Annotated in this window: 16 protein-coding genes and 1 pseudogene; 7 read left to right on the top strand and 10 right to left on the bottom strand. The window is 57.6% G+C overall.

The genetic code is table 11. From position 1 onward, the window contains the following. Positions 1-167: 167 nt before the first annotated feature. From ABF859_RS13435 to ABF859_RS13445, 3 genes are all read left to right on the top strand, one after another. A complete protein-coding gene (locus tag ABF859_RS13435) occupies positions 168-416 on the top strand; it encodes a hypothetical protein (RefSeq protein WP_415528215.1) in 249 nt (82 codons plus the stop codon). Further along, on the top strand, positions 395-1,255 hold the full coding sequence (locus ABF859_RS13440; RefSeq protein WP_415528216.1) for an AraC family transcriptional regulator: 861 nt from the start codon (positions 395-397) through the stop codon (positions 1,253-1,255). The genes ABF859_RS13435 and ABF859_RS13440 overlap by 22 nt, the downstream gene beginning before the upstream one ends. Positions 1,256-1,344: 89 nt before the next feature. Beyond that, a complete protein-coding gene (locus tag ABF859_RS13445) occupies positions 1,345-1,986 on the top strand; it encodes a LysE family translocator (RefSeq protein ID WP_415528217.1) in 642 nt (213 codons plus the stop codon). Positions 1,987-2,403: 417 nt separating this feature from the next. Here ABF859_RS13445 and ABF859_RS13450 read toward each other — a convergent pair whose 3' ends face one another. The 4 genes from ABF859_RS13450 to ABF859_RS13465 form a co-directional block, all read right to left on the bottom strand. Beyond that, positions 2,404-3,987, bottom strand: a complete 1,584-nt coding sequence (locus tag ABF859_RS13450; protein ID WP_415528230.1) for an efflux transporter outer membrane subunit — start codon at positions 3,985-3,987, stop codon at positions 2,404-2,406. Continuing rightward, positions 3,987-5,198 (bottom strand): efflux RND transporter periplasmic adaptor subunit, encoded by a 1,212-nt coding sequence (locus ABF859_RS13455; protein WP_415528218.1) that lies wholly within the window; start codon positions 5,196-5,198, stop codon positions 3,987-3,989. The genes ABF859_RS13450 and ABF859_RS13455 overlap by 1 nt, the downstream gene beginning before the upstream one ends. Next, positions 5,198-8,395 carry an efflux RND transporter permease subunit gene (locus ABF859_RS13460; RefSeq protein ID WP_415528219.1) on the bottom strand — a complete coding sequence of 1,066 codons (3,198 nt, stop codon included), beginning with the start codon at positions 8,393-8,395 and terminating at the stop codon, positions 5,198-5,200. Before ABF859_RS13460 ends, ABF859_RS13455 begins: the two co-directional genes overlap by 1 nt. 732 nt (positions 8,396-9,127) lie before the next feature. After that, positions 9,128-9,859: a GntR family transcriptional regulator gene (locus tag ABF859_RS13465; protein ID WP_415528220.1), complete on the bottom strand. Its 732-nt coding sequence runs from the start codon at positions 9,857-9,859 to the stop codon at positions 9,128-9,130. Between the two features lie 136 nt (positions 9,860-9,995). Between ABF859_RS13465 and ABF859_RS13470 the strand changes: the two genes are divergently transcribed. The 3 genes from ABF859_RS13470 to ABF859_RS13480 all read left to right on the top strand — a co-directional run bounded on the left by ABF859_RS13470 (position 9,996) and on the right by ABF859_RS13480 (position 15,114). Next, positions 9,996-10,769 carry an aspartate/glutamate racemase family protein gene (locus ABF859_RS13470; RefSeq protein ID WP_415528221.1) on the top strand — a complete coding sequence of 258 codons (774 nt, stop codon included), beginning with the start codon at positions 9,996-9,998 and terminating at the stop codon, positions 10,767-10,769. A gap of 157 nt (positions 10,770-10,926) precedes the next feature. After that, positions 10,927-13,401: a TonB-dependent receptor gene (locus ABF859_RS13475; protein ID WP_415528222.1), complete on the top strand. Its 2,475-nt coding sequence runs from the start codon at positions 10,927-10,929 to the stop codon at positions 13,399-13,401. Between the two features lie 255 nt (positions 13,402-13,656). Continuing rightward, on the top strand, positions 13,657-15,114 hold the full coding sequence (locus ABF859_RS13480) for an NCS1 family nucleobase:cation symporter-1 (RefSeq protein ID WP_415528223.1): 1,458 nt from the start codon (positions 13,657-13,659) through the stop codon (positions 15,112-15,114). A 9-nt stretch (positions 15,115-15,123) separates the two neighbouring features. On the opposite strand, the pseudogene ABF859_RS13485 reads toward ABF859_RS13480, so the two are convergent. The 3 genes and pseudogenes from ABF859_RS13485 to ABF859_RS13495 all read right to left on the bottom strand — a co-directional run. Further along, positions 15,124-15,327, bottom strand: a pseudogene (locus ABF859_RS13485) (transposase); the annotation flags it as partial. Then, entirely contained in the window at positions 15,318-16,436 is a 1,119-nt protein-coding gene (locus ABF859_RS13490) for a metallophosphoesterase (protein ID WP_415528224.1), read from the bottom strand. The gene ABF859_RS13490 and the pseudogene ABF859_RS13485, both read right to left, overlap by 10 nt. A gap of 111 nt (positions 16,437-16,547) precedes the next feature. After that, a complete protein-coding gene (locus ABF859_RS13495; RefSeq protein WP_415528225.1) occupies positions 16,548-17,528 on the bottom strand; it encodes an SDR family NAD(P)-dependent oxidoreductase in 981 nt (326 codons plus the stop codon). Between the two features lie 121 nt (positions 17,529-17,649). Here ABF859_RS13495 and ABF859_RS13500 point away from each other — a divergent pair, with 121 nt between their 5' ends. Beyond that, positions 17,650-18,231, top strand: a complete 582-nt coding sequence (locus ABF859_RS13500) for a TetR/AcrR family transcriptional regulator (RefSeq protein ID WP_415528226.1) — start codon at positions 17,650-17,652, stop codon at positions 18,229-18,231. 119 nt (positions 18,232-18,350) lie between these two features. On the opposite strand, the gene ABF859_RS13505 is transcribed toward ABF859_RS13500, so the two are convergent. From ABF859_RS13505 to ABF859_RS13515, 3 genes are all read right to left on the bottom strand, one after another. Next, positions 18,351-18,998 carry a glutathione S-transferase gene (locus tag ABF859_RS13505; RefSeq protein WP_415528227.1) on the bottom strand — a complete coding sequence of 216 codons (648 nt, stop codon included), beginning with the start codon at positions 18,996-18,998 and terminating at the stop codon, positions 18,351-18,353. 175 nt (positions 18,999-19,173) lie between these two features. Next, positions 19,174-19,626 (bottom strand): SRPBCC family protein, encoded by a 453-nt coding sequence (locus ABF859_RS13510; RefSeq protein ID WP_415528228.1) that lies wholly within the window; start codon positions 19,624-19,626, stop codon positions 19,174-19,176. 31 nt (positions 19,627-19,657) lie between these two features. Further along, positions 19,658-20,389: SDR family NAD(P)-dependent oxidoreductase (locus ABF859_RS13515; protein ID WP_415528229.1), on the bottom strand; the 732-nt coding region annotated here is incomplete at its 5' end.

Below are 20,389 nucleotides of genomic sequence, written 5' to 3' on the forward strand. Positions count from 1 at the left end.
GTTCTCTCAGACAGAAAGGCGGAAGACCCTCAGTGGGATCGCGCGGCACCTGATGGGCTCTGAACAACGAAGCGAGCATGTGTAACCTGTATGCCCAGACCTCGTCGCAGGACAAGATCTGCGCTGTAGCCAGAGTGCCTGACGACCATACCGGTAACCTTCCGCCCATGCTGGAAACCTATCTGGACTATTCGGCACCGATTGTCCGGAATGGAGAAGAGGGCAGGGAACTGGTTCTGGTCCGATGGGGTATGCCGTTGTCGGCTTTTGTCCTGAAAGAACGTAAGGTTGGCGTTGATTTCCGGTTCTTTTTCGGTGAGGTGCAGGCGGTATGTCGCTGCTCAGCGAGCACACTGTCTGATTTGGCTTCAGAACAACAACATGTGAGGACTGTGTGGACGCCGATCTCCAAATAACGACTAGCCGTCCGTACCGTGTACGCCAGCACAGCGATGCCCAAGCATTCTGGCGTGATCAGAGCCTGCCTTTCGTCGAGAGTCGCCGCGCCTGCCAGAGCTGGGCCTGTTACAAGCCCCATCATCATCCGACCTTTTCAATTGGTGCCGTCGATGAGGGCACCAGCGTTTTCACAGGCGCTGCCAGCGGCCCGGTCCTCCTGTCTCCTGGTACTCTCGTCTTCGTACCGGCATCGCGTGTTCATGCGTGCAATCCTGCTCCCGACACAGCCTGGAGCTATCAGATGCTCCATCTGGATGCCACGTGGCTCCAGACTGTTCGGCAGGAGTATGTTCGAGCCGAGGCGATGGAAGATGAGCCGGTGCGCATTGTAACCGACCCGGTGATCTATGCGCGCCTCTGTCGCCTCAATACGTTGCTGTTCGGAGAAGCCGATCCGATCGAGAAGGAGGTCGCACTGATCGAGTTCGTCGAAGACTACGACAGCGAACAGGGGCTTCTTATTGAAAGACCACTTGTTCCCGCGAACCTGGCCGAGCAGATTCAACCGGCCCTGGATTATCTGTGTGCGTGGCCCACCGTCACTACTACCTTGGATAAATTGGCAGCCCTGGCAGGCATGAGCCGCTATCAGGTAATCCGGGCATTCCGCGTCGTTACCGGCATGACACCGCACGCTTGGCAGCTTAACCAGCGCGTCAACCTCGCCAAGGAGTGGATTCAAAGCGAGAACAGCCTTGCAGACGTCGCCCAGCACCTTGGATTTGCGGATCAGGCTCACTTCCAGCGAGTGTTCAAGGCTTATGCTGGTGTAACACCTGGCCGTTTCCGAGCCTGACGCCGAAGACGGCGGAGCTGAAATTTTCTTCAATACAGAAGATGCCCTGGCCTGCACACTCCGTGGAAAAAACGACGGGTGTGTCCTGAATGCAGCAATTCCTGATGATCGCCGCAGCGCATTTCCTGGCGCTGCTTTCTCCTGGCCCCGACTTCTTCCTGATCGCCCGAAACTCGCTGTCTTCCGGCTGGCGGGTCGCCAGCGGTGCCTGCCTGGGTATTGCGGTCGCCAATGGCGTGTTCATCGTAGCTGCATTTGCCGGGCTTGCCGCGCTGAAACAGGACAGTGCCTGGTTCGTGATCCTTCAACTGACCGGCTGCGCTTATCTGCTCTATCTTGGGGTGCTGTTTATTCGTCATGCTGGCACCAGCGGCTTGGGAAGTGTGCTGACTCAGGATGGCCATGTCGCCCGATCCAGTCTTCACTTCGGCGCCTGGCGCCGCGCCGCCGGCACAGGCTTCCTGTCAGGGATCCTCAACCCCAAGAACGCATTATTTTACGCCAGTCTGGCTGCAATGCTGACTGGGCCACAGGCCAGCGCAGGCTGGAAAGCGTTCTATGGCATCTGGATGTTCAGCGTCGTGCTGCTGTGGGATCTGCTGGTGGCGGTCACGATCGGTAACCGGGCCATTCTGCGGCGCTTCGCGCGGGTGCTGCCGTGGCTGGAACGTGTTTCCGGTGCCATGCTGATTCTGCTGGCTGTAGGTGTCATTATTTTCCTGATGCGTTGAGAAGCATACATGGAAGTCTGTGCGGCAAGATCAGTTCGTACCTCGCATAGATTTCAATTGCGCGATCACACGGCGGCTTTACGGGCAAAGTCCATGCCCGATGTGACGATCAGGGACGCCCTCTGGGTTTTGGCCGTATCAGAGGGCAGGTTCTCGGATCACAAAATCACAGTCGCTCTGATGAAACTCCCTGTACCGCCCCCCAGACCCATGCTGGCTGATCGAGGCTATGACGGCGACTGTTTCCGGCAGAATCTGCTGATCTACGAGATCCTGCCGGTTATGCCATCAGGCAGATGGTAGATGCGGCGTATCGTAACCCGCTACGACAGGATGGCCTTGTCTTTCATGAACTTTCTCAATCTCACCACAGCAAAGCTCTGGGTCAGATTTTTCTCAACGTGACCTCATCAAAAATCATTTATTAACCGAAATATCAGGGCTGCCTTTGATCCCGGTCAGGTTTTCAAACTGTTCGGGGTGTTGTGAGACATTGACGTCTCCGACAGACTTGGGGTGGTGCAGGTTGTCGTATTGCAGCGGAGCGATGGAGAGGGTCTGGTCCATCGTCGGCAGATCCTTTACGTTCCAGCCACCACCGAGGCTGCGGATCAGGTCCACATCCGCGTGATACAGCCGGGTCGCAACCTCGACCTGATGGATGCGGCTTTCCAGTGTGTTCTCCTGACTGAAGATGGCTTCAAGATAGGTTCCAACACCGCCCTGATAGAGCGTCATGGTCATGTTCTGCGTGGCGAGATTGGCCTTGACCGCCTGTTCCAGCGCGGCATTTTCCTTCGTCAGGCGCTCGGTCCGGGAGAGACCATCCTCCACTTCGCGGAACGCTGACAGGACTTTCATCCGATACGTATCGCGGGTCTCGCGATAGGCCGACCATGTCCTCTGAAGCTCCGCCCGACGCAGGCCGCCATCGAACAGCGGCATGTGGAAGCTCGCGCCATACGTCCACAGCGAGTTCGCAAGATTGGCCAGATCAAATCCATTGGCCTCAAACCCACCATTCAGCTTGAGCGCGATATGCGGATAGAACGCCGCACGCGCAATGCCGATCTCCCGGTTGGCCTGCGCCATTTCGCGCTCGGACGCCGCAATGTCCGGGCGACGCTGAAGCAGGGTTGAAGGCACATCCGCTGGGATCGTCGGCTGGATGAAATGAAATTCGGGTCTGGCGGGAATATGGAAGCTCGACGGTGACGTGTTGGTCAGCACCGCGATCGCATGTTCCATGACCTGCCGCGCCGCCTGAATATCCAGCCGTGCCGCCTGTGTGGTGTAGAGCTGTGCCTGCGCCCGCGCCAGATCGAGGCGCGGGGCCGCCTGATTCTGAACCTGGTTTTCCGTGATGCGAACGGCACGCTCGTAATAGCCGATGGACTGCTCATAAATCGCATCCTGCGCATCATAACCGCGCAACTGGATATAATCGCGTGCCAGTTCGGCCTGCGTGCTCAGGCGCGCCATGGCGAAATCGGCTGCGCGCTGCTGGGCGAACTGCTTCTGCGCCCGCACGCGGTTGCGGATGGACGACCAGAAATCAGGCTCCCATGACACCAGACCCCCATAATCCTCGCTGGTCTGCGTCAGGGTGGCGCCATTGCGGAACAGCCGGTCGGCGGACTGCTTGTTGTCCGAAGCCCCGGCATCCAGACTGGCATGGGGCAGCAGTTCGGACCGGGCCGCCACAACAAGTGAGCGCGCCTGAATGAAGCGCTCGGCCGCCGCCTGGATATCCCCGTTATCAGCCGTGGCCCGCGCTTCAAGATCGTTCAGCAGCGGGTCCTGAAACATGGTCCACCAGTTGGCGGGCAGCGCCGTATCTGCAGGCGTCGCAACAGCGAAAGGGGACTGACCCTGCCAGCTTGAGGGCACGACAAAGTTCGGGGTTCTGTAAGTAGGGGCCAGATCGCAGGCCGAGAGGCTGATCAGTGCAAGGGCTGACCCACCAGTGAGGGCGAAGCGTCGGAAGGTGGCTGGGATCATCATTCGTCCCCGTCATTGTCGGAGGAGTCCGTGTCGGATGCGAAGCCGCTTTCATTATAGCCGCGCGCCGGGGTGACAACATGCACCACATCGCCTTCCAGCAGATCGGCAGGCGGATTGTTGATGATGCGATCCGTCGGCTTGAGGCCGCTCAGGATCTCCGTCGAACTGTCCGCCATGCGCCCCACCTGCACATTGGCGTAATGAACATGGCTGGTGGCATCCACAACCGCGACCTGCATGCCTTTTTCCTCAAAAACGAGACTGCCGCTCGGGATTTCATACAGGTTGGCGTCCGTGTTCTTCGCCGTCAGGGCAACGGAGGCAAAGGTGCCGGGCCACAGCAGATGACCGGGATTATCGAGTACGAATTCCGCAATGGCCGTGCGGGTGTTGGGGTCGTATCCCTTGGATGTCGTCAGATACTTCGCCGTAAACGTCCTGCCCGCATATTGCGGCACGGTGACCTGTGCGGTCATGCCGTCCTGCAGGACATAGGAGAAGACTTCCGGGACCGATACGAACAGGCGCAGCTTGTCCGTATCCGCCACGGTAAAGAGTTCGGATGCGCTACCGGTCGCGTTCAGACCACCGCCGCCATTATGGACGTAATCGCCAACATTGACCGAACGCGCCGTAACGATCCCGTCAAAAGGAGCCACGAGCTGCTTGAATCGTTCGAGCGCCTCGAAATGATCCACATTGCGCTGTGCGGCCTGCACTTCGGCATTGGCAGACTGTTCATTCGCATTGGCGACCGAAACCGACTGGCCGGAAACAGACTGGGACTTGCCCATCGCACGCCAGCGGTTCGCCGTGACGGACGCCAGGTTGTATTTCGCCATGACGGACGCAAGGCTGGCCTTGGCCTGCGCATATTCGGCATCGAGCGCCGGCGCGTTGATTTCCGCCAGAACGTCGCCCTGTTTCACATGCGCGCCATAGTCCTTGTACCACATCTTCACATAGCCTGAGACCTGCGGATAGATCGGCGCCTGATACCAGGCATCGATATTGCCAGGCAGCGTCAGGGACACTTTCGGGCTCGTCCGGTGCGGCGAGACGACTGACACGTCAGGGATGGCACCGGCATTGGTTTCGGCGCGCAGGGTGCTGACGGCATGGACGCGGTCGACGACGAGAAATGCGACGTAGAGGCCCACGGCGCAGGCTCCCGCGCCAAGAATGAACTTACGGGAAAGGGAGGCCATCAGACTGTCTCCTTGTGGCGCGCGGGACGGTTGTGGAGGATTGCGTAGACGCAGGGGACGAACAGCAGGGTCGAGATGGTGGCGACGATCAGACCGCCGATCACGGCCTTGCCGAGCGGAGCATTGGTGGAGTTGGAAATCGCCATCGGCACCATGCCGACCACCATGGCCAGAGCGGTCATGATGACGGGCCGGATACGCCCGTAGCCGGCTTCCACGGCGGCGCGCAGGGCATCGCCATGTTCCTCGATCCGCTCGCGGGCGAAGGACACCACGAGGATCGAGTTCGCGGTCGCGGTGCCCATGCACATGATAGCCCCCGTCAGCGCAGGGACGGAGAGGCGCGTGTGGGTGAGGAACAGCGCCCAGGCGATCCCGGCCAGAGCGCCGGGGAGGGCCGTGATGATGATGAATGGATCCAGCCAGGACTGGAAATTCACCACGATCAGCAGATAGATCAGCACCACCGAGACGGCGAGGCCAAGCACAAGCTGGTTGTAAGCCCCGTGCATGGTCGTGGCCTGACCGCGGACATCCACCTGAGCGGATGTCGGAACGGTCTTCGCCGTGTCGTTCAGGACCTTGTGCACTCCATCGAGAACGGAGCCCAGATCGGTCCCTTCCGCGGACACATAGATGTCGATATCCGGCATGGAGTTGTAGTGCGAGACCTCACCTGGCGTCCCCGTCGCCTTGATCGCACTGATGGCGCCGAGAAGCTGGGTCTGGGTGCCACTCGGGTCTCCATCGCCCTTGTCCACGGGGATCGTCATCAGATCCGTCAGATGGGTGAGCTGATCCTGCGAGACATAGACATTGAGCGGGAAGGTCACGTTGTCGCTCGGATCCAGCCAGTATTGCGGATCGACCGTGGAGCTTCCCGACAGCGCCATCAGTTCGTTATTGGCAAGATCGGCCTCGGTCAGGCCGGTCGCCTGGCTGAAGGTCCGGTTGCCCTGAACCATGAGGGTCGGCGTCTTCATGGTCTGCTGGATCACGACATCCGCCGCCCCCGGAATATGCCGGAGCTGACCGAGGATGGAGCGCGCATAGGCGTAGTTCTGGCGGATATCCGGCCCGGAAACCTGAATGTCGATCGGAGAGGGTGCTCCGAAGTTCAGGATCTTGGCCGTCAGATCAGCCGGCTGGAACGTAAAGACCGTACCGGGAAACTGCGCCGAGAGATCCCTGCGCAGCAGGCGGCGATAATCCCAGACCGGCGAGGCCTCGTCCCTGAGCGTAATGGTCAGGTCGCAGTCCTGCGTTCCGATGCTGGGTGTTGGAATGAAGGCCTGGTTGTGCGGACCTTCCGGCAGGCCGCAATTGCTGATGATGTCCTCGACCTTGCCAGGCAGGATCTTGTGGATGCGGTCATCCACGAGTGCCGCAATCCGGCCCGCAACCTCAATCCGCATGCCCAGAGGCGCGCGCATGTGCATCTGCAGAAGGCCAGATTTCGTCTCAGGGAAGAAGTCCCGCCCTGCGGTGGCATAAAGGCCGAGTGACAGCAGCGAGACGCCAAGAAACACACCTACGAAGGCAATGCGCCGCTCGACGCAGCGGGTGAGAAGACGGTTATAGCCTTCCCGAAAGCGGGTAAAACCACGCTCGAAACCCTGCTGAAAGCGCCCAAGGAAGCCCTTGCGCGGGCCGCCCGCAACCGTCTGGTCCATGTGAAGGGCTTCATGCTCCTCACCATGCAGGCCGGTATGAACGTGATCTGTCAGCAGGTATTTCGCCATCGTCGGAACCAGCGTCCGCGACAGGATAAAGGAGGCGATCATGGCGAACATGATGGCCATCGCCATCGGCCGGAACAGGAAGCCTGCCACGCCGTCCAGCTCGAACAGCGGCAGCCACACGATGCAGATGCAGGTCGTGGAAACGAATGTCGCGACTACGATCTGGTTCGCCGCATCGATGATGGCGTCTTCGAGACTCTTGCCCATTTCAAGATGGGTATCGATGTTCTCGATCATGACGGTAGCGTCATCCACGAGAATACCAACCGCCAGCGCCAGACCGCCAAGCGTCATGACATTGATGGACTGTCCGGCCCAGCCCAGCCCGATGATGGAGCACAGGATGGCCAGCGGAATCGACGTCGCAATGATGATCGTCGAGCGCCACGAACCCAGGAAGAGCAGGACCACGAGACCCGTCAGGAACGCGGCCGTGACCATTTCACGCACGACGTCCTTGATGGAATCCTTCACGAAGGTCGAGGCATCCGTCAGGACCGAGACGTGAACGTCCGGTGGCAGGATGCGGCGCAGGCGCGGCAGAAGGTTCTTCACGCCATTGACGACATCCAGCGTCGAGGCCCCGCCGCCTTTCATGACGACGATTTCCACGCCCTGACGGCCCTTGACGAGAACCACGTTCGTCTGCGGATGGCCGCCGCGATACACATCCGCCACGTCATGGATATAGATGACCGCATTGCCCACGCGCTTCACCGGAATGTCGCCAATGGCTTTCATGCTGGTGGGAGTGGCGTTGGTCTGCACCATCCAGTCGGTCGCATCGATCTTCTGGTCACCGGCCGGCAGGACGATGTTCTGGTCGCGCATGGCGGCCTGAACATCCATGGCGGACAGGTGATGCGCCCGAAGCTGCGCCTGGTTCAGCGCAATCATGACAAAGCTGTCCATGCCGCCATAGGGGTGGGCGACGACAGAGCCGGGTACCGTGACCAGAAGCGGCCGGACGGAAATGACGCCGAGCTTGAACAGATCCGACGGGGTCTGCTTGTCGGACGTGATCTGAAGCGAAATGACCGGTACGGATGACGCCTCAAGCCGCATGACCATCGGTGCAGGAATATGCGTCGGCAACTGCTGGATCACGGTCTGGGAAATGGCGACGACATCCGCCTCCGCCGGGCCGATATCGGTCCCCGGCTGGAAGTAGATATTGACGATCCCACGTCCGTAGTAGGAGTTGGACTCCATGTGCTCGATGCCTTCGACGGTCGAGGTCACATTGAGTTCGTAATTATAGATGATGCGTCCGGCGAACTGCTCGGGCAACATCCCGCCATACGTCCAGACGACCGAGACGACGGGGATGTTGATGTTCGGAAAGACATCGGTCGGTGTCTTGAAAATGGACATGACGCCAAGCATCACGATCATGATCGACAGGACGACAAAGGTGAGCGGTCGCCTCAGCGCGGTGATGACAATGGCATTCATTCAGCTCGGTTCCCGACAGGGTTTCAGCAAGGAAGGGAAACCGGGACGATACTGGTCCTGAAATACAACGTCTTTTAAATCGTGATTTATGGAATATTTTTTATTATTTTATCAAAAGTAATAAATTATTTATATTGTATTTCCGTTCATTATGAAATTTTGATTAGGATCTGTACTTATGGTGAGGATCAGGCGCTTGCGGTACGGAACGGATATGGGTTTCTGGCGCCTGTCAGGTCTTGAATGGCAGAACGGCTGCATAGATCTTTGTAGGGAGGATGATGTCGTCTGTCTTTTCTGATCAAGTCTGGTCTGGTCGAATCATGGTGTGTGGCAGCGGTTCTTTGAAAAGATCAGAAACAGGGATCATGAAGCTCTTGGCCGCTCACGCGGAGGTTCTGGCACCATGGTTGGCGTAGCCTCAGATGGCTATGGCAGGACGCTGTCCTTCGCATAGGCACATGAACTGCCGTGTGCCTGTGCCCTGTTTGACGATCTGCCAGCCCCACCGATCCATGCCATCTGTGACCGTGGGTATGCCTAGCAGAAATTCCCTGAAGATCTCTGGATCCGCGATTTCGTTCTGTCATTCTGCTAATGAAGAACGATCCTGAAGTCGTCTGCCTGAAATGGGCTTAAGGCGCGACCCGATACGAGAAGACAGCCATGCCCTTCTCTCCGTCATCCCATCGCGCCCACAGCAGATACATCAAGGCCTAACAGGCTCTCCCCTTATTCCCGGATCGCGACAGGGGTTGGCTTCAAAATCATACTCAGCGAAGTGGCCGAGGGAGTTGGAGATGAGAAATCAAGATTTTGTTCGATTTCCATAAGGTGTCGCGACATCAGACGACCAGCCTTTATCCACTCCCGAGCACAGACGGCTTCAAGAAGAAGTTCATGATCTTCTTTCAGGCAGCACATCGCATTCTGCCGTTCATAGATTGCTATGATCAATGATGTTCGAAGGCTCAGTTCTGAAATGATATCTGCAATGACCTCATTGCCAAGTGCCAGAGCAAGTTCGAGATGAAACCGTCCTGACCAGCGGATCATGGCCACCGTGTCGTGGTCCGCATGTGCCTGACGTTCTTCCACCATGATGGCGCGCAAAATCGCAGTCGCCTCCTCCGTCAGTGGCTGGCACGGACGTTCCATGACGGCAACTTCGATCATGCGGCGTGCTGCAAGAACGGCACGGGCTTCGGCTGCGTCGGGTGAGGCCACGAAAGCCCCTCGCGACGCCTGAATCACAACAATATGCTCCTGTGACAGGGCCAGCAAAACCCGACGAATGCGACCGCGTGAAGAGGAAAAGATTTCGGCGAGTTGTTCTTCCGGAAGTCGGGTTCCTGGCGTCAGTCGGCGCTCGAGAATGGCATCGCGCAACGCCTGCGCAATAGTACTTTCCTCCTGCACCAACCCGTCATCCCGCAGCGCTCCGGCTGTCAGTATAGCACTCATGCTTCCCCCCGTTTTCACCGACGGCACCCAATCTCACCCCAATATCGGTTTACATTGCAAACAATGATTGTTAACAATCTATTCAATTTCCGACCAGAGTCTGGCCCATGACAACCCCATCGGAGTAGCTATCCCCGTGAATACGAGACCGGAAACGGATCCCACGCGGCACCTCCTTATTCTCAACCCCAACACCGACCAGAAGCTGACAGCAAAGCTTGTGAGCCATGCCCGGAACCTCTTGCCGGACTCTTACACCGTCGACGGCGTTACCGCACGCCTCGGGGCCCGATATATTGCCTGCCGTACCTCACATGTTATTGCGGCTTATGCCACACTGGATGCATTCGCGCACGCCTCCCGCAAGAGCGCCTCAGCCCTTCGGCCGGATACGACGATCCTTGTTGCCTGTTTCGGTGACCCGGGTCTGGACGCGCTGAGCGACATTGCCAGATGCTCGGTGACCGGCATGGCCCGGGCTTCTCTCCTTGGGTGCAGGGCGAAAGGCGGTCGAACCGGAATTGTCACAGGGGGCAAAGCCTGGGGGCCCATGCTCGCCAATCTGGTCGCTACGGAAGGTTTCACCGACAGTGTTGCAGGGATCAGGACAACACCCGATAGCGGGGAGCGGGCGTCACTGCAGCACGCCCAGACAGTTCAGGCCCTGCTGAGCGTATCTCGCGATCTGATCGAAAAGGAGGGCGCGGATCAGATCCTAATCGGAGGGGCGGGGATGATTGGCTTTCGGTCCGAACTGGCCGCTTGCCTGCCCGTGCCGGTGTACTGCTCCTTCGAGGAAAGCCTGGCATCAATCGTGAGCAGGCCGCCCGTGCCTGGAGGAGGGCTGAATGCTCCGCTTGCAGTCAACAATCTGGGCAGCGACCTGGCATCTCTGCTGCTGGAAGGGTAATAATTTCCATAAGATTGTTAACATTTGTTGTTGACATGAATCGCGCTGGTTGGTCATTCTTTTTTCGTAATGTGTCAGGACCGCAATCAGTTCCTGTCTGCACAGCTCGAACCGCGCCTTCTTAGCGCGCACTATAAGGAATCCCGGGATGCGCTGTATGAAACCCCGAATCTGGACCTTTCGCGCGACGCTTCTGACGAGTGTCATGCTTGCCACGGGAACGGATCTGTTTGTTGTTCCGGCGCAGGGCGCCGATAGCGCGGGCTATTCTTCCCATCATGTCAGGAGGACAACTTCGCTCCCTCATGGAGGCGCTACTCGGACGCCATCCCGGCATGCGCCCGGCAAGCCTCACGATATCAGTAACTCTTCACCTGAAGTTATCGATGTCCGCGCAGAAAGCACGCCGTCCGGCGTGACCCGCCACGCGGCAGGGGGCGGGCTCATTCATCTGCAGGATGCGCCAAAGGCTCGCAGCACGGTTTCCCAGGATTACATCGCCAAACAGGCCCCGGCGCAGAACGCCTACAACTTCGCAAAAATGATGCCTGGCGTCGTGGTCGCCAATACCGATCCCGCAGGTCATGAAAAATCTGCCTTGTCCATGCGTGGTCTGACGCAGGACGAAATCGCCAATACCTACAATGGTATGCCTTTATCCAGCGTCGGCGGTTATAACCTTGACCTTGCATGGGTCGTAGACAGCGAGAATATCGGCACTGTAACGGCGCAGCCAGGGTCATCAAATCTCGACACAGCAGCCATCAATGGCTCCGGCGGCATGTTCACGTTGAACACCCGGGATCCGTCGAAAAAATTCGGTGGTCTGGTCGATTTTGGTGCGGGATCCCGCGACTACACGCGTCAGTTTGTCCGTGTTGACACGGGGGAATGGGGACATTCCGGGGTTCGGGCCTTTATTTCCGCTTCCAACCAGCACGATTCATTTTATCGCGGACCCGGTCAGGAAAGTTTCCAGCATCTCGACTTTCACGTCCTGAAAGAATGGGACGCTGATAACAGGGTGTCGCTCATCGGGGGATTTATGCGCGGGCTTGCCGGTAATGAGCCTTACTGGAGCACGACCATGGCGAACTGGCACAAGCTCGGATGGAGTAACCAACTCGCACGTTACTACGACCCAAAAGCACAAAACACCGACTACTGGAAGCAGAACTGGCTTCATTCGCGTACTTACAATCTCATGGCGCCCGCAAAATTCCGTATTGGCAAGCTTCACCTCGAAGTCACGCCCTATACGGCCTATAATTACAAGGTTTACGGGGCTGGCACGGATCTCGGGAATACCGTCTACTACGGCAACCAACAGGTCACGGGTATGGTCATTCCCAATCAGCTTTCGGGCACGACGTCCGGGAATGCAGAATCCTATTCTAGCCTGAATGAAATGCGCGGCGGTGTCGTAACCAAGGCGACCCTGGATCTTGGCGCAAACCATCCGTATTTTGGCTACTGGTTTGATTATGATAATTCCACGGACCTTACGGGCTATACCGGCGTCAATCGGGACGGCTCCCCCTTCACGCCATGGGGATGGTCGAGCCAGACCCTGAAAATGCCCAATGGCCAGAATTACTACACAGCCAATTACAGTGATATCACCACGACACATGCTCTCTTTGCTGGAGATACGCTGAAGCTTTTGCACGACAAACTGGTGATTGACGGCGGTATGCGCGTGACCATGCTGAACCGTAATGCAACCCAGCGTCTCCCGGGACTACCCTATAAGATCGGACTTAACGAACTCCAGCTTTTGCCTCAGCTAGGCGGCCATTATCAGATCAACAAGAACTGGCAGGTGTTCGCAGGCGTCGCCACGGGCGCCAAGGCTCCGCCAGACAGTTATCTTCTCACCACCCTCAATCCGAATACGGGTGGGTATGCTTCCAAGGGAAGCAACGCGGTCAAGGAAGAATATTCCATCTCGGAAGAAGCCGGCGTGCGATATAATGACCGTATTTTTGTCGGCTCCCTGACTTATTTCCATTATAACTTTACGAACCGTCAGATCTCCACATACGGGTATCTGGGCAATCAGCAGATCGCGGAAAACATCAACGGCGGCGGCCAGACAAGCGATGGCTTCGATGTCGAACTCGGAACACGCCCGTTCTACCATTTTCGCCCGTATGTCTCGGCCCAGTATTTACATTCGGTCATCAACAACAACATCCGTGTCGGCAATGATTATCTGCCGACCAAAGGCAAAATCTCGACGAACGCTCCGAAATGGACAACGTCTCTGGGCATCGACTGGGATAACGGAACCTTCTTCTGGAATTTCGATCTCACTTACTTCTCCCGTCAGTATTCAACTTTCATGAATGACGAAGCTCTTCCCAAACTTGTCACCGAAAATCTGACTGTCGGAGCACGTCTCAACCATGACACATGGCTCGGTCGTCAACTCTCCTTCATGAAGTCTCCCGAAGTCATGCTCTGGATCAACAATCTCTCAAACACCAAGGCTTATTCCGCGATCAACAGCGTCAAACTCAATGCTCATACGACCCGTGGTATTTATGGAACGGAAATCGCCGGCTCTTCTCCTACATACAATACCCTAAGCAATTTTTACGCTATCGTGACATTCCGTACCGGGTTCTAAATATAAGCTGACCGGAGCATTACTCTCCGGTCGCCTGTTCTGGCCAGAAGAGAACCCGTCCATGCAAGACGTCATTCCCGTCATCATTCTTCAGGATCACGGAGCCCTGGTTGAGGGAAACAATCGGTTACATCTGGAAGCGGGATGCCTCATGAGTCCTGACTTCACGCTTCGATGTGGCAGGGGTCGCTCAGCACAAGCCAGAACCTGCCTCAATCACCACATTTACAGACAGATCGCAGGAAAGGCCGCCTGATGCTTAATACTGCTTCCGATATATGGCTCTCGGACGCCGATCCCCGCCTTTCCAACGAGACACTCCTTCCGGCGAAGACACGCAACTGGTCGTGGTTCGACTATCTTTCTTTCTGGATGTCGGATGTCCATAGCGTTGGTACGTATGTCACGTTGGGTAATCTGTTTGCCGGAGGACTTCCGGGGGCGGCCGTCACCATAGGACTCGTTCTTGGGATTGTGGTGGTACAGTTGTTCTGCAATCTCATCGCCATTCCCAGCCAGCAGACCGGAGCGCCGTTTCCCGTTGTGTGTCGCGCGTCATTCGGCGTAAGAGGCGCGCTTGTTCCTGCTTTTGTTCGAGGTATCATCGCGGTCTGCTGGTACGGAATTCAGACATGGCTGGCTTCAAACGCACTCGTTGTCCTTCTTCTCAAATCATGCCCTTCTCTGGCTCCCTGGGCAGACCTTACCCAGCATGGTATCGCTGGTCTTTCCGCTCTGGGCTGGCTGGCTTTTCTGATCCTGTGGTGCTTGCAGGCCGCTGTTTTCTGGCGCGGCATCGACGCGATCAAGCATTTTACTGAATGGGCAGGCCCCCTCATATATGTCGTCATGCTGGCGCTTGATGTCTATCTGCTGCAAAGGGTTGGACTAACAGCCGGGCTGCATGCCATCGGGCAAACCATGAGCCTGACCGGCTACGGCCCCTCGCAGCACGGGATGGCTCTGTCGGTTCTCATGACCATCACTTTGACTGTCTCCTACTTCTCCGCCCCAATGCTCAATTTTGGTGATTTCGCCCGATACGCAAAGAGTACACGGGACATCAGGCGGGGTAATTTCTGGGGCCTTCCCGTTAATTTTCTGGCTTTCACGGCTCTGACACTTTCTACAATCGCTTTGACTGTTCCGGCCTTTGGCATGCGCGTCTCAGACCCTGTTGAAGCCGTTGCCAGAACAGATAATGAAGTCGTGATCGGGATCGGAATTCTTGCTTTTATGATGGCAACTGCAGGGATCAACGTAGTCGTCAATTTCGTATCGGCTTCTTTCGATTTTTCGAACCTTGCGCCTGAAAAGATTAACTGGCGACTTGCCGGTCTGGGTGCAGCACTTCTTTCCGTTTTTCTCACGCCCTGGAATCTCTATAACAGTCCTGTAGCCATGCACTTCACACTGGACTTCCTCGCCAGTCTGATCGGTCCGTTCTACGGGATCCTCATCGCAGACTATTTTCTTGTCGCTAACAGATTTATCTCTGTTCCGGATCTGTATACACTCTCTTCCCGCGGTCGTTACTGGTACAGGAACGGTATTAATCGCTCAGCTATCTTCACGCTTTGTGTTTCAACAGTCTTGGCCAACCTCACAAGTTTTCTTCCCGTCTTTTCGGACTTACCTGGAATATCATGGTTCGTCGGGTGTCTTGTGGCGGTCATTTTTTATCCGGCGCTAAATGCCAGGAAGCGGTTTTAAGCCTGGAACTCATAACCAGAACATGATGGTTGCTGTGAGACAGATGGCCAAGCAGAAGACGGTTGGACATCTGTCGGAGCGTGTTGCGACATGTCTCCAGTTCTCGACGCGTCCGAACATGATTTCGATACGGTTTCAGCGCTTGCATTTTCGCTTGGCGCATCTGACCGGTCTTCCGCGGGATCTCCGTCCTGAAATGCAGGCTATAATCCCGCCTGAAGATGAAACCGCGTGATTTCGGCTGGCACGCCCAGGCGCAGCGCGAAGCCGGGCCATAGACCGGTCCCGTTGCTGACATAGAGCGTCATGTCGCCCACCTGGTAGCGTCCGGAGACAAAGCCGTTATTGCCCCGCGCGACGAGACGGTCGAGGCCGCGGATCATACCGCCATGCGTATGGCCCGAAAGCTGAATCGCCACACCACGAGCCGCCGCGACCCGGGCGTCGCCGGGTTGATGATCGAGCAGCACAACCGGCGCGTGGGCAGGACAGTCCGCCAGCGCGGCGTCAAGATCCGGTCCCACCTGTCCGTGCCTGCACGCCGAGCGATCCGTCACGCCCGCGATTACCAACTGGGCCGTTCCGCGCGTAATGATCCTGTGCTGGTTTTCCAGTACATCGAAACCCAGTGCCGACAGATGGCGCATCCAGGCTGCATAATCGAAGAAATATTCATGGTTGCCCGGAGCGGCCAGTACGCCATCGGGCGCACGCAGTTCCGCGAGCGGTGCGATGTCGGCACGGCGCATGTCCACCGACCCGTCGATGAAATCCCCCGTTACGACGACCAGATCGGCATCGGCCGCGTTGGCGCGCGCTACGACACGAGCAGCCCATCCCGCAGAGAAAAGCCGCGTGATGTGCAGATCACTCAACTGGAGCAGTCTGTATCCATCGAACCGCGGAGATAATCCGCGTATGGTGACGGTCACGTCCCTGACGTGCGGCACCCGCAGCGCATTGGTGACGCCGATGGCCGCGAGCACCCCGGCCAGTCCACCCACCGCGATACGGGCTTCAGTGCCGATACGAACCGGCTGCCACCTAACCAGCGCAACCACCAGCGCCCCGAGATCGAGTGCGAGCTGAAACATCGTGAGAAACAGGATTGTCCCGACCGCCCAGTTGAACAGGATGATAAGTGGTTTCGGAAACTCCGGTGCGAACACCGAGCCGGAGGAGAGCCTGCTCCAGAACTGGTATTGCGATGCCACGATGACGAAGACGGCCACCAGGAGTTTCACGGCCACCGGGAAAGGGAGGGGCCATAACCAGTTCAGGATCACGATCGACAGGAGCAGGCCGAATACGATAATGCGCACGAGTATGGACATCCTCATGGATAGGCGGAGCCGACGGCTTACGGTGGCCGTCGGCGTCCCGGGTACAGCGGTAAACCGGTGCTGTACCGAAGCGTTGTTCGTGCGAACGCGTCAGGCGAAGCGTTCGCCGACCATTTCCTCGCTCTTTGTCCAGAGGGCCTCGGCGTGTGCCGGATCGAGAGCATAGGCGCGTACCCCCGCATTGACCAGACTGATCGGCTGGTCGTTCGGCACGACATCGCTGACGTGACAATCCTCGCAGTAATGCGCACCCACGGCATCGGCTTCTGCCACGACACCCGCCCACACCGAGGTTGCCGCACCCTGCGGAACAGTCTTGAACTGGAATGGCTCATGGCCTTCGGCAACGGCCTGCTCGTTGATCTGGCTCACCATGGCTTCGATCTCGCCAGGAGCCATGTGCCGCACCAGTTCCGTGATGATTCCCCCGGGGTGAACTGCCGTTGCCCGCACGCCCCGTGAGCGATGCCGCGCATCAAAGGCGACGGCAAAGAGAATGTTGGCGGTCTTGGAGCGCCCATAGGCCACGAACGGCACGTAAGGCGTATGTTCGAAATTCGGATCGTCCAGATCGACATCGGCGAAGCGATGTCCGGCTGAGGACACATTAACCAGTCGCGCGCCGTCCCGCAGCAGTCCGGCGATCCGGTTGATCAGAACGAAATGTCCCAGATGGTTGGTACCGAACTGGGTCTCGAAACCGTCTTTCGTATGTCCGAACGGCGTTGCCATGACGCCCGCATTGGCAATAATCAGGTCGAAGGGCGCGCCTTGCGCGTTCAGACGGTCGGCGCAGGTGCGCACGCTCGCCAGATCTGCAAGGTCCAGCGCAATAAGTTCGAACGCGCCGCCGCCCTGCGCCGCAGCCGCGCGGACCTGATCGGTTGCGTGCTCCGCTTTCGCAAGATCGCGCACTGCGCCCACGACCTGCGCGCCATGAGCCACCAGCGCCCGGGCTGTTTCGACACCCAATCCGGCAGAAACGCCGGTCACGAGAACGCGCTTGTCCTTGAGAGACACGCCGGAGAGAACATCATCGGTCGTTGAGGTTGCGCCAAAAATCTGAGTCATGGGTGGAACTCCCTGAAATGGTGCATCCATTCCTTGCTGAAACGGCATGGAATGTCTTATGTGGAGCATCGCTCCGTTTTAAATATACGGAGCATTACTCCGTTTAACAAGAGGAGGACAGGTGACCGACGTGAAAAAGCCTCGTCGCCGACCGCGCAGCGACGGACAGCGCAACCGGGAGCATCTCCTGGATGTGGCCAAAACCGCGTTTACGATGGGGGAAGTAGACATTCCTCTGGATGAAGTTGCACGGCGCGCAGGCGTAGGCATCGGCACGCTCTACCGTCACTTTCCCAATCGTGACGCTCTTATCGAGGCAGTGTATCGCGCTGAACTGGACCGCCTTGCTGAAGCGGCCCCGGTGCTGGCTGCGCAGCATCCGCCGGTGGAGGCGCTGCGCGCATGGATGCGACTGTTCGTGGATTACATCGCCGCCAAGCAGGTCATCGCCCCCGCGCTCAACGGGTTGGTTGGGGGAACAGGGGCTCTCTATGCGCATTCCGGCGACGTTCTCAAAGCCGCAGTCAACAGACTTGTAGCCGCAGCCATCGTAGCCGGTGAACTACGTGCCGACATCGAGCCTCTGGATCTGCTTCGTGCCTTGGCGGGGGTTTCGAATTTTTCGGCCGGTCCCGGCTGGGAGAACAGTGCGAAACGCTTGGTCGATATTCTCATCGCAGGCTCGCGATCGGCGGTATCGTAAAAACGCATGCTCCATGAGTTTGTCCGCTATCCGAAGTCGCACATGGGTTTCGCGACGTCGGATAGCAGCCAGAGGCAGAGCTGCTGATTTCGCTTCATACCTGCTCGGACACTGCTTCCTCAGTGCTTTGGCGGAACAATTGCCAGCTGATCCCGGACGCTCGGACGAGCTTGCATCCTCGTGAACCAGGTTAAAAGCGCCTCGCACTCCTGCGGGATCGGTAACTTTACGATGGCTGCGAATATAAAGCCCCCGATGACTGCAATATCCGCCATCGAAAAAGCTTCACCGGCTATGAAAGGCTGTTTACGCAGTAACGCATCGAAATAATGCATTCCGCGCAGAGCTTTATCACGCTGACGGAGGCCCCATTCCCGGTTCTGGTAGAGTTCTACATCGGGCCCGAGACCAGGTGTGGCATGATGAAAATAGACACTGATGGCGTCCAGCATCTCGATCTCGGCACGTTTGGTCATCATGTGGATCACGCCTTTCTCAAGCGGCGTCCGACCGGTCAGTGCGGGTTCCCCGCAGAGCGCATCAAGATAGACCGTGATCGCCGTACATTCGGCAAGATAGATTTCATGCTCGAGTTCAAGAACTGGCACTGTTCCGGAATAATTTTTGGCGAGAAAATCGGGTGTTTTATGTTCGCCTTTCCATAAGTTGATCGGCACGAATTCGACGTCAGATTGGAGATTCTTTTCCGCCAGAGCAATCCGAACACGGGCTGGATAGGGCCCTGTCGGCCAGTCATAAATTTTCATTGGAGCAGCCTTGATTGGCATCGAAAGCGAAAATGTCAGGCGTTCACGTATTTATCTACCTGCCACAGGGCAGGGGCTTTGAATGTCCTGGTATCCGAAGCGAAACGGCGCATGATGGCGCCCCCAATCCCGCGTCTGCCGCCAAACACAAGAACGGATCTGCCCTCAAAACCGCTCATGACTGCGTCTCCAGCGAGGCCAGAATTCCAGCCAGTCTGTCGAAGGCTGGCTGATAGATCTCTGTCGGCATCCGGGCCTCCATACTGGCAGCATGTTCGACAGACGCCTCGAACTGCCCCCGCCACTGGATGAACGTGTGATCGCTCTTCGTTATGGGAAGAAGACTGATCGTTGACCGATAGTTCCTGATCGGCAGGGCAGACTCAATAATTGAGAAGGTCACCGCATGATCGACGTCGGATAACGCCAGAAGCTGTTCACGGATCATGCCGACATCGCCCATCTCAAGGCGACGGATCGCGCCGACGCGGTCGCCGGGATCAGCGCCTTCGATCACGCAGCTTTTCACACCCGGCAACCAGTTTCCCAAGGCACCGAAATCACGGATCAGTCCCCAGACAGAGGAAACGGAGGCGGGAATGATGCTGCTGGCCATGACGTGAATCATGATGCGGCTCCCGATCGTGTCTGTCCGGCCATCATAGCGACTGTCCTCCCGTCACCTCGATGCGTTGACCGTTCACCCACCGCATGTCGTCAGACAGAAGGGCCCGGACAGCGGCTCCGATATCATCGGGTTGTCCGACACGCCCCAGCGGCGTGATGTCTGCGAGGCTTTTGTTGACCATGGCATCGTCACGGACCAGCCCACCGCCGAAATCCGATGCGACCGCTCCAGGTGCGACGGCGTTGACGGTAATGCCCCGTTCACCCAACTCCTTCGCCATGTAGAGCGAAATAACTTCGGTTGCGGCCTTCATGGCCGAATAGGGACCATGATCCGTCAGATAGAAGCGTGTCGCGGCAGAGGTGATGTTGAGAATACGGCCGCCGTCCCGGATGAGTGGCAGAAGAGCCACCGTCAGCAGGTAGGGGCCCTTGAAATGGATGTTGTACTGGTTATCGAGCTGCTCGGAAGTCGCGGCATCGAAGCGGGTATGAATGATATTGCCCGCGTTCTGCACCACGTAGCGCAGCGTCCGCTGTCCGAATTCACGGGCGAGAAGCGCTTTGACCTGCCCGGCAAAATCCGCGAACGACTCATGGTCAGCGATATCCAGCCGTAGCATCCGCAGCTTCGCGCTCTCACCGCCCAGCGCTGCTTCGGCGGCTTTCGCCTCGTCTTCATTGGAGTGATAGGTCCCAATCACGTCGATGCCCGAGGCGATCAGATGCTTTGCGATACTGTATCCGATGCCACGATTGGCCCC

Source organism: Gluconobacter sp. (assembly GCF_047722525.1).
Classification (GTDB): Bacteria; Pseudomonadota; Alphaproteobacteria; order Acetobacterales; family Acetobacteraceae; genus Gluconobacter.

What these genes read in the sequence shown, in the direction of transcription:
- ABF859_RS13475 (WP_415528222.1), top strand. Translation starts at nt 10,927, where the DNA reads ATGAAACCCCGAATCTGGACCTTTCGCGCGACGCTTCTGACGAGTGTC.
- ABF859_RS13445 (WP_415528217.1), top strand. Translation starts at nt 1,345, where the DNA reads ATGCAGCAATTCCTGATGATCGCCGCAGCGCATTTCCTGGCGCTGCTT.
- ABF859_RS13465 (WP_415528220.1), bottom strand. Translation starts at nt 9,859, where the DNA reads ATGAGTGCTATACTGACAGCCGGAGCGCTGCGGGATGACGGGTTGGTG.
- ABF859_RS13460 (WP_415528219.1), bottom strand. Translation starts at nt 8,395, where the DNA reads ATGAATGCCATTGTCATCACCGCGCTGAGGCGACCGCTCACCTTTGTC.
- ABF859_RS13505 (WP_415528227.1), bottom strand. Translation starts at nt 18,998, where the DNA reads ATGAAAATTTATGACTGGCCGACAGGGCCCTATCCAGCCCGTGTTCGG.
- ABF859_RS13510 (WP_415528228.1), bottom strand. Translation starts at nt 19,626, where the DNA reads ATGATTCACGTCATGGCCAGCAGCATCATTCCCGCCTCCGTTTCCTCT.
- ABF859_RS13480 (WP_415528223.1), top strand. Translation starts at nt 13,657, where the DNA reads ATGCTTAATACTGCTTCCGATATATGGCTCTCGGACGCCGATCCCCGC.
- ABF859_RS13495 (WP_415528225.1), bottom strand. Translation starts at nt 17,528, where the DNA reads ATGACTCAGATTTTTGGCGCAACCTCAACGACCGATGATGTTCTCTCC.
- ABF859_RS13435 (WP_415528215.1), top strand. Translation starts at nt 168, where the DNA reads ATGCTGGAAACCTATCTGGACTATTCGGCACCGATTGTCCGGAATGGA.
- ABF859_RS13455 (WP_415528218.1), bottom strand. Translation starts at nt 5,198, where the DNA reads ATGGCCTCCCTTTCCCGTAAGTTCATTCTTGGCGCGGGAGCCTGCGCC.
- ABF859_RS13450 (WP_415528230.1), bottom strand. Translation starts at nt 3,987, where the DNA reads ATGATCCCAGCCACCTTCCGACGCTTCGCCCTCACTGGTGGGTCAGCC.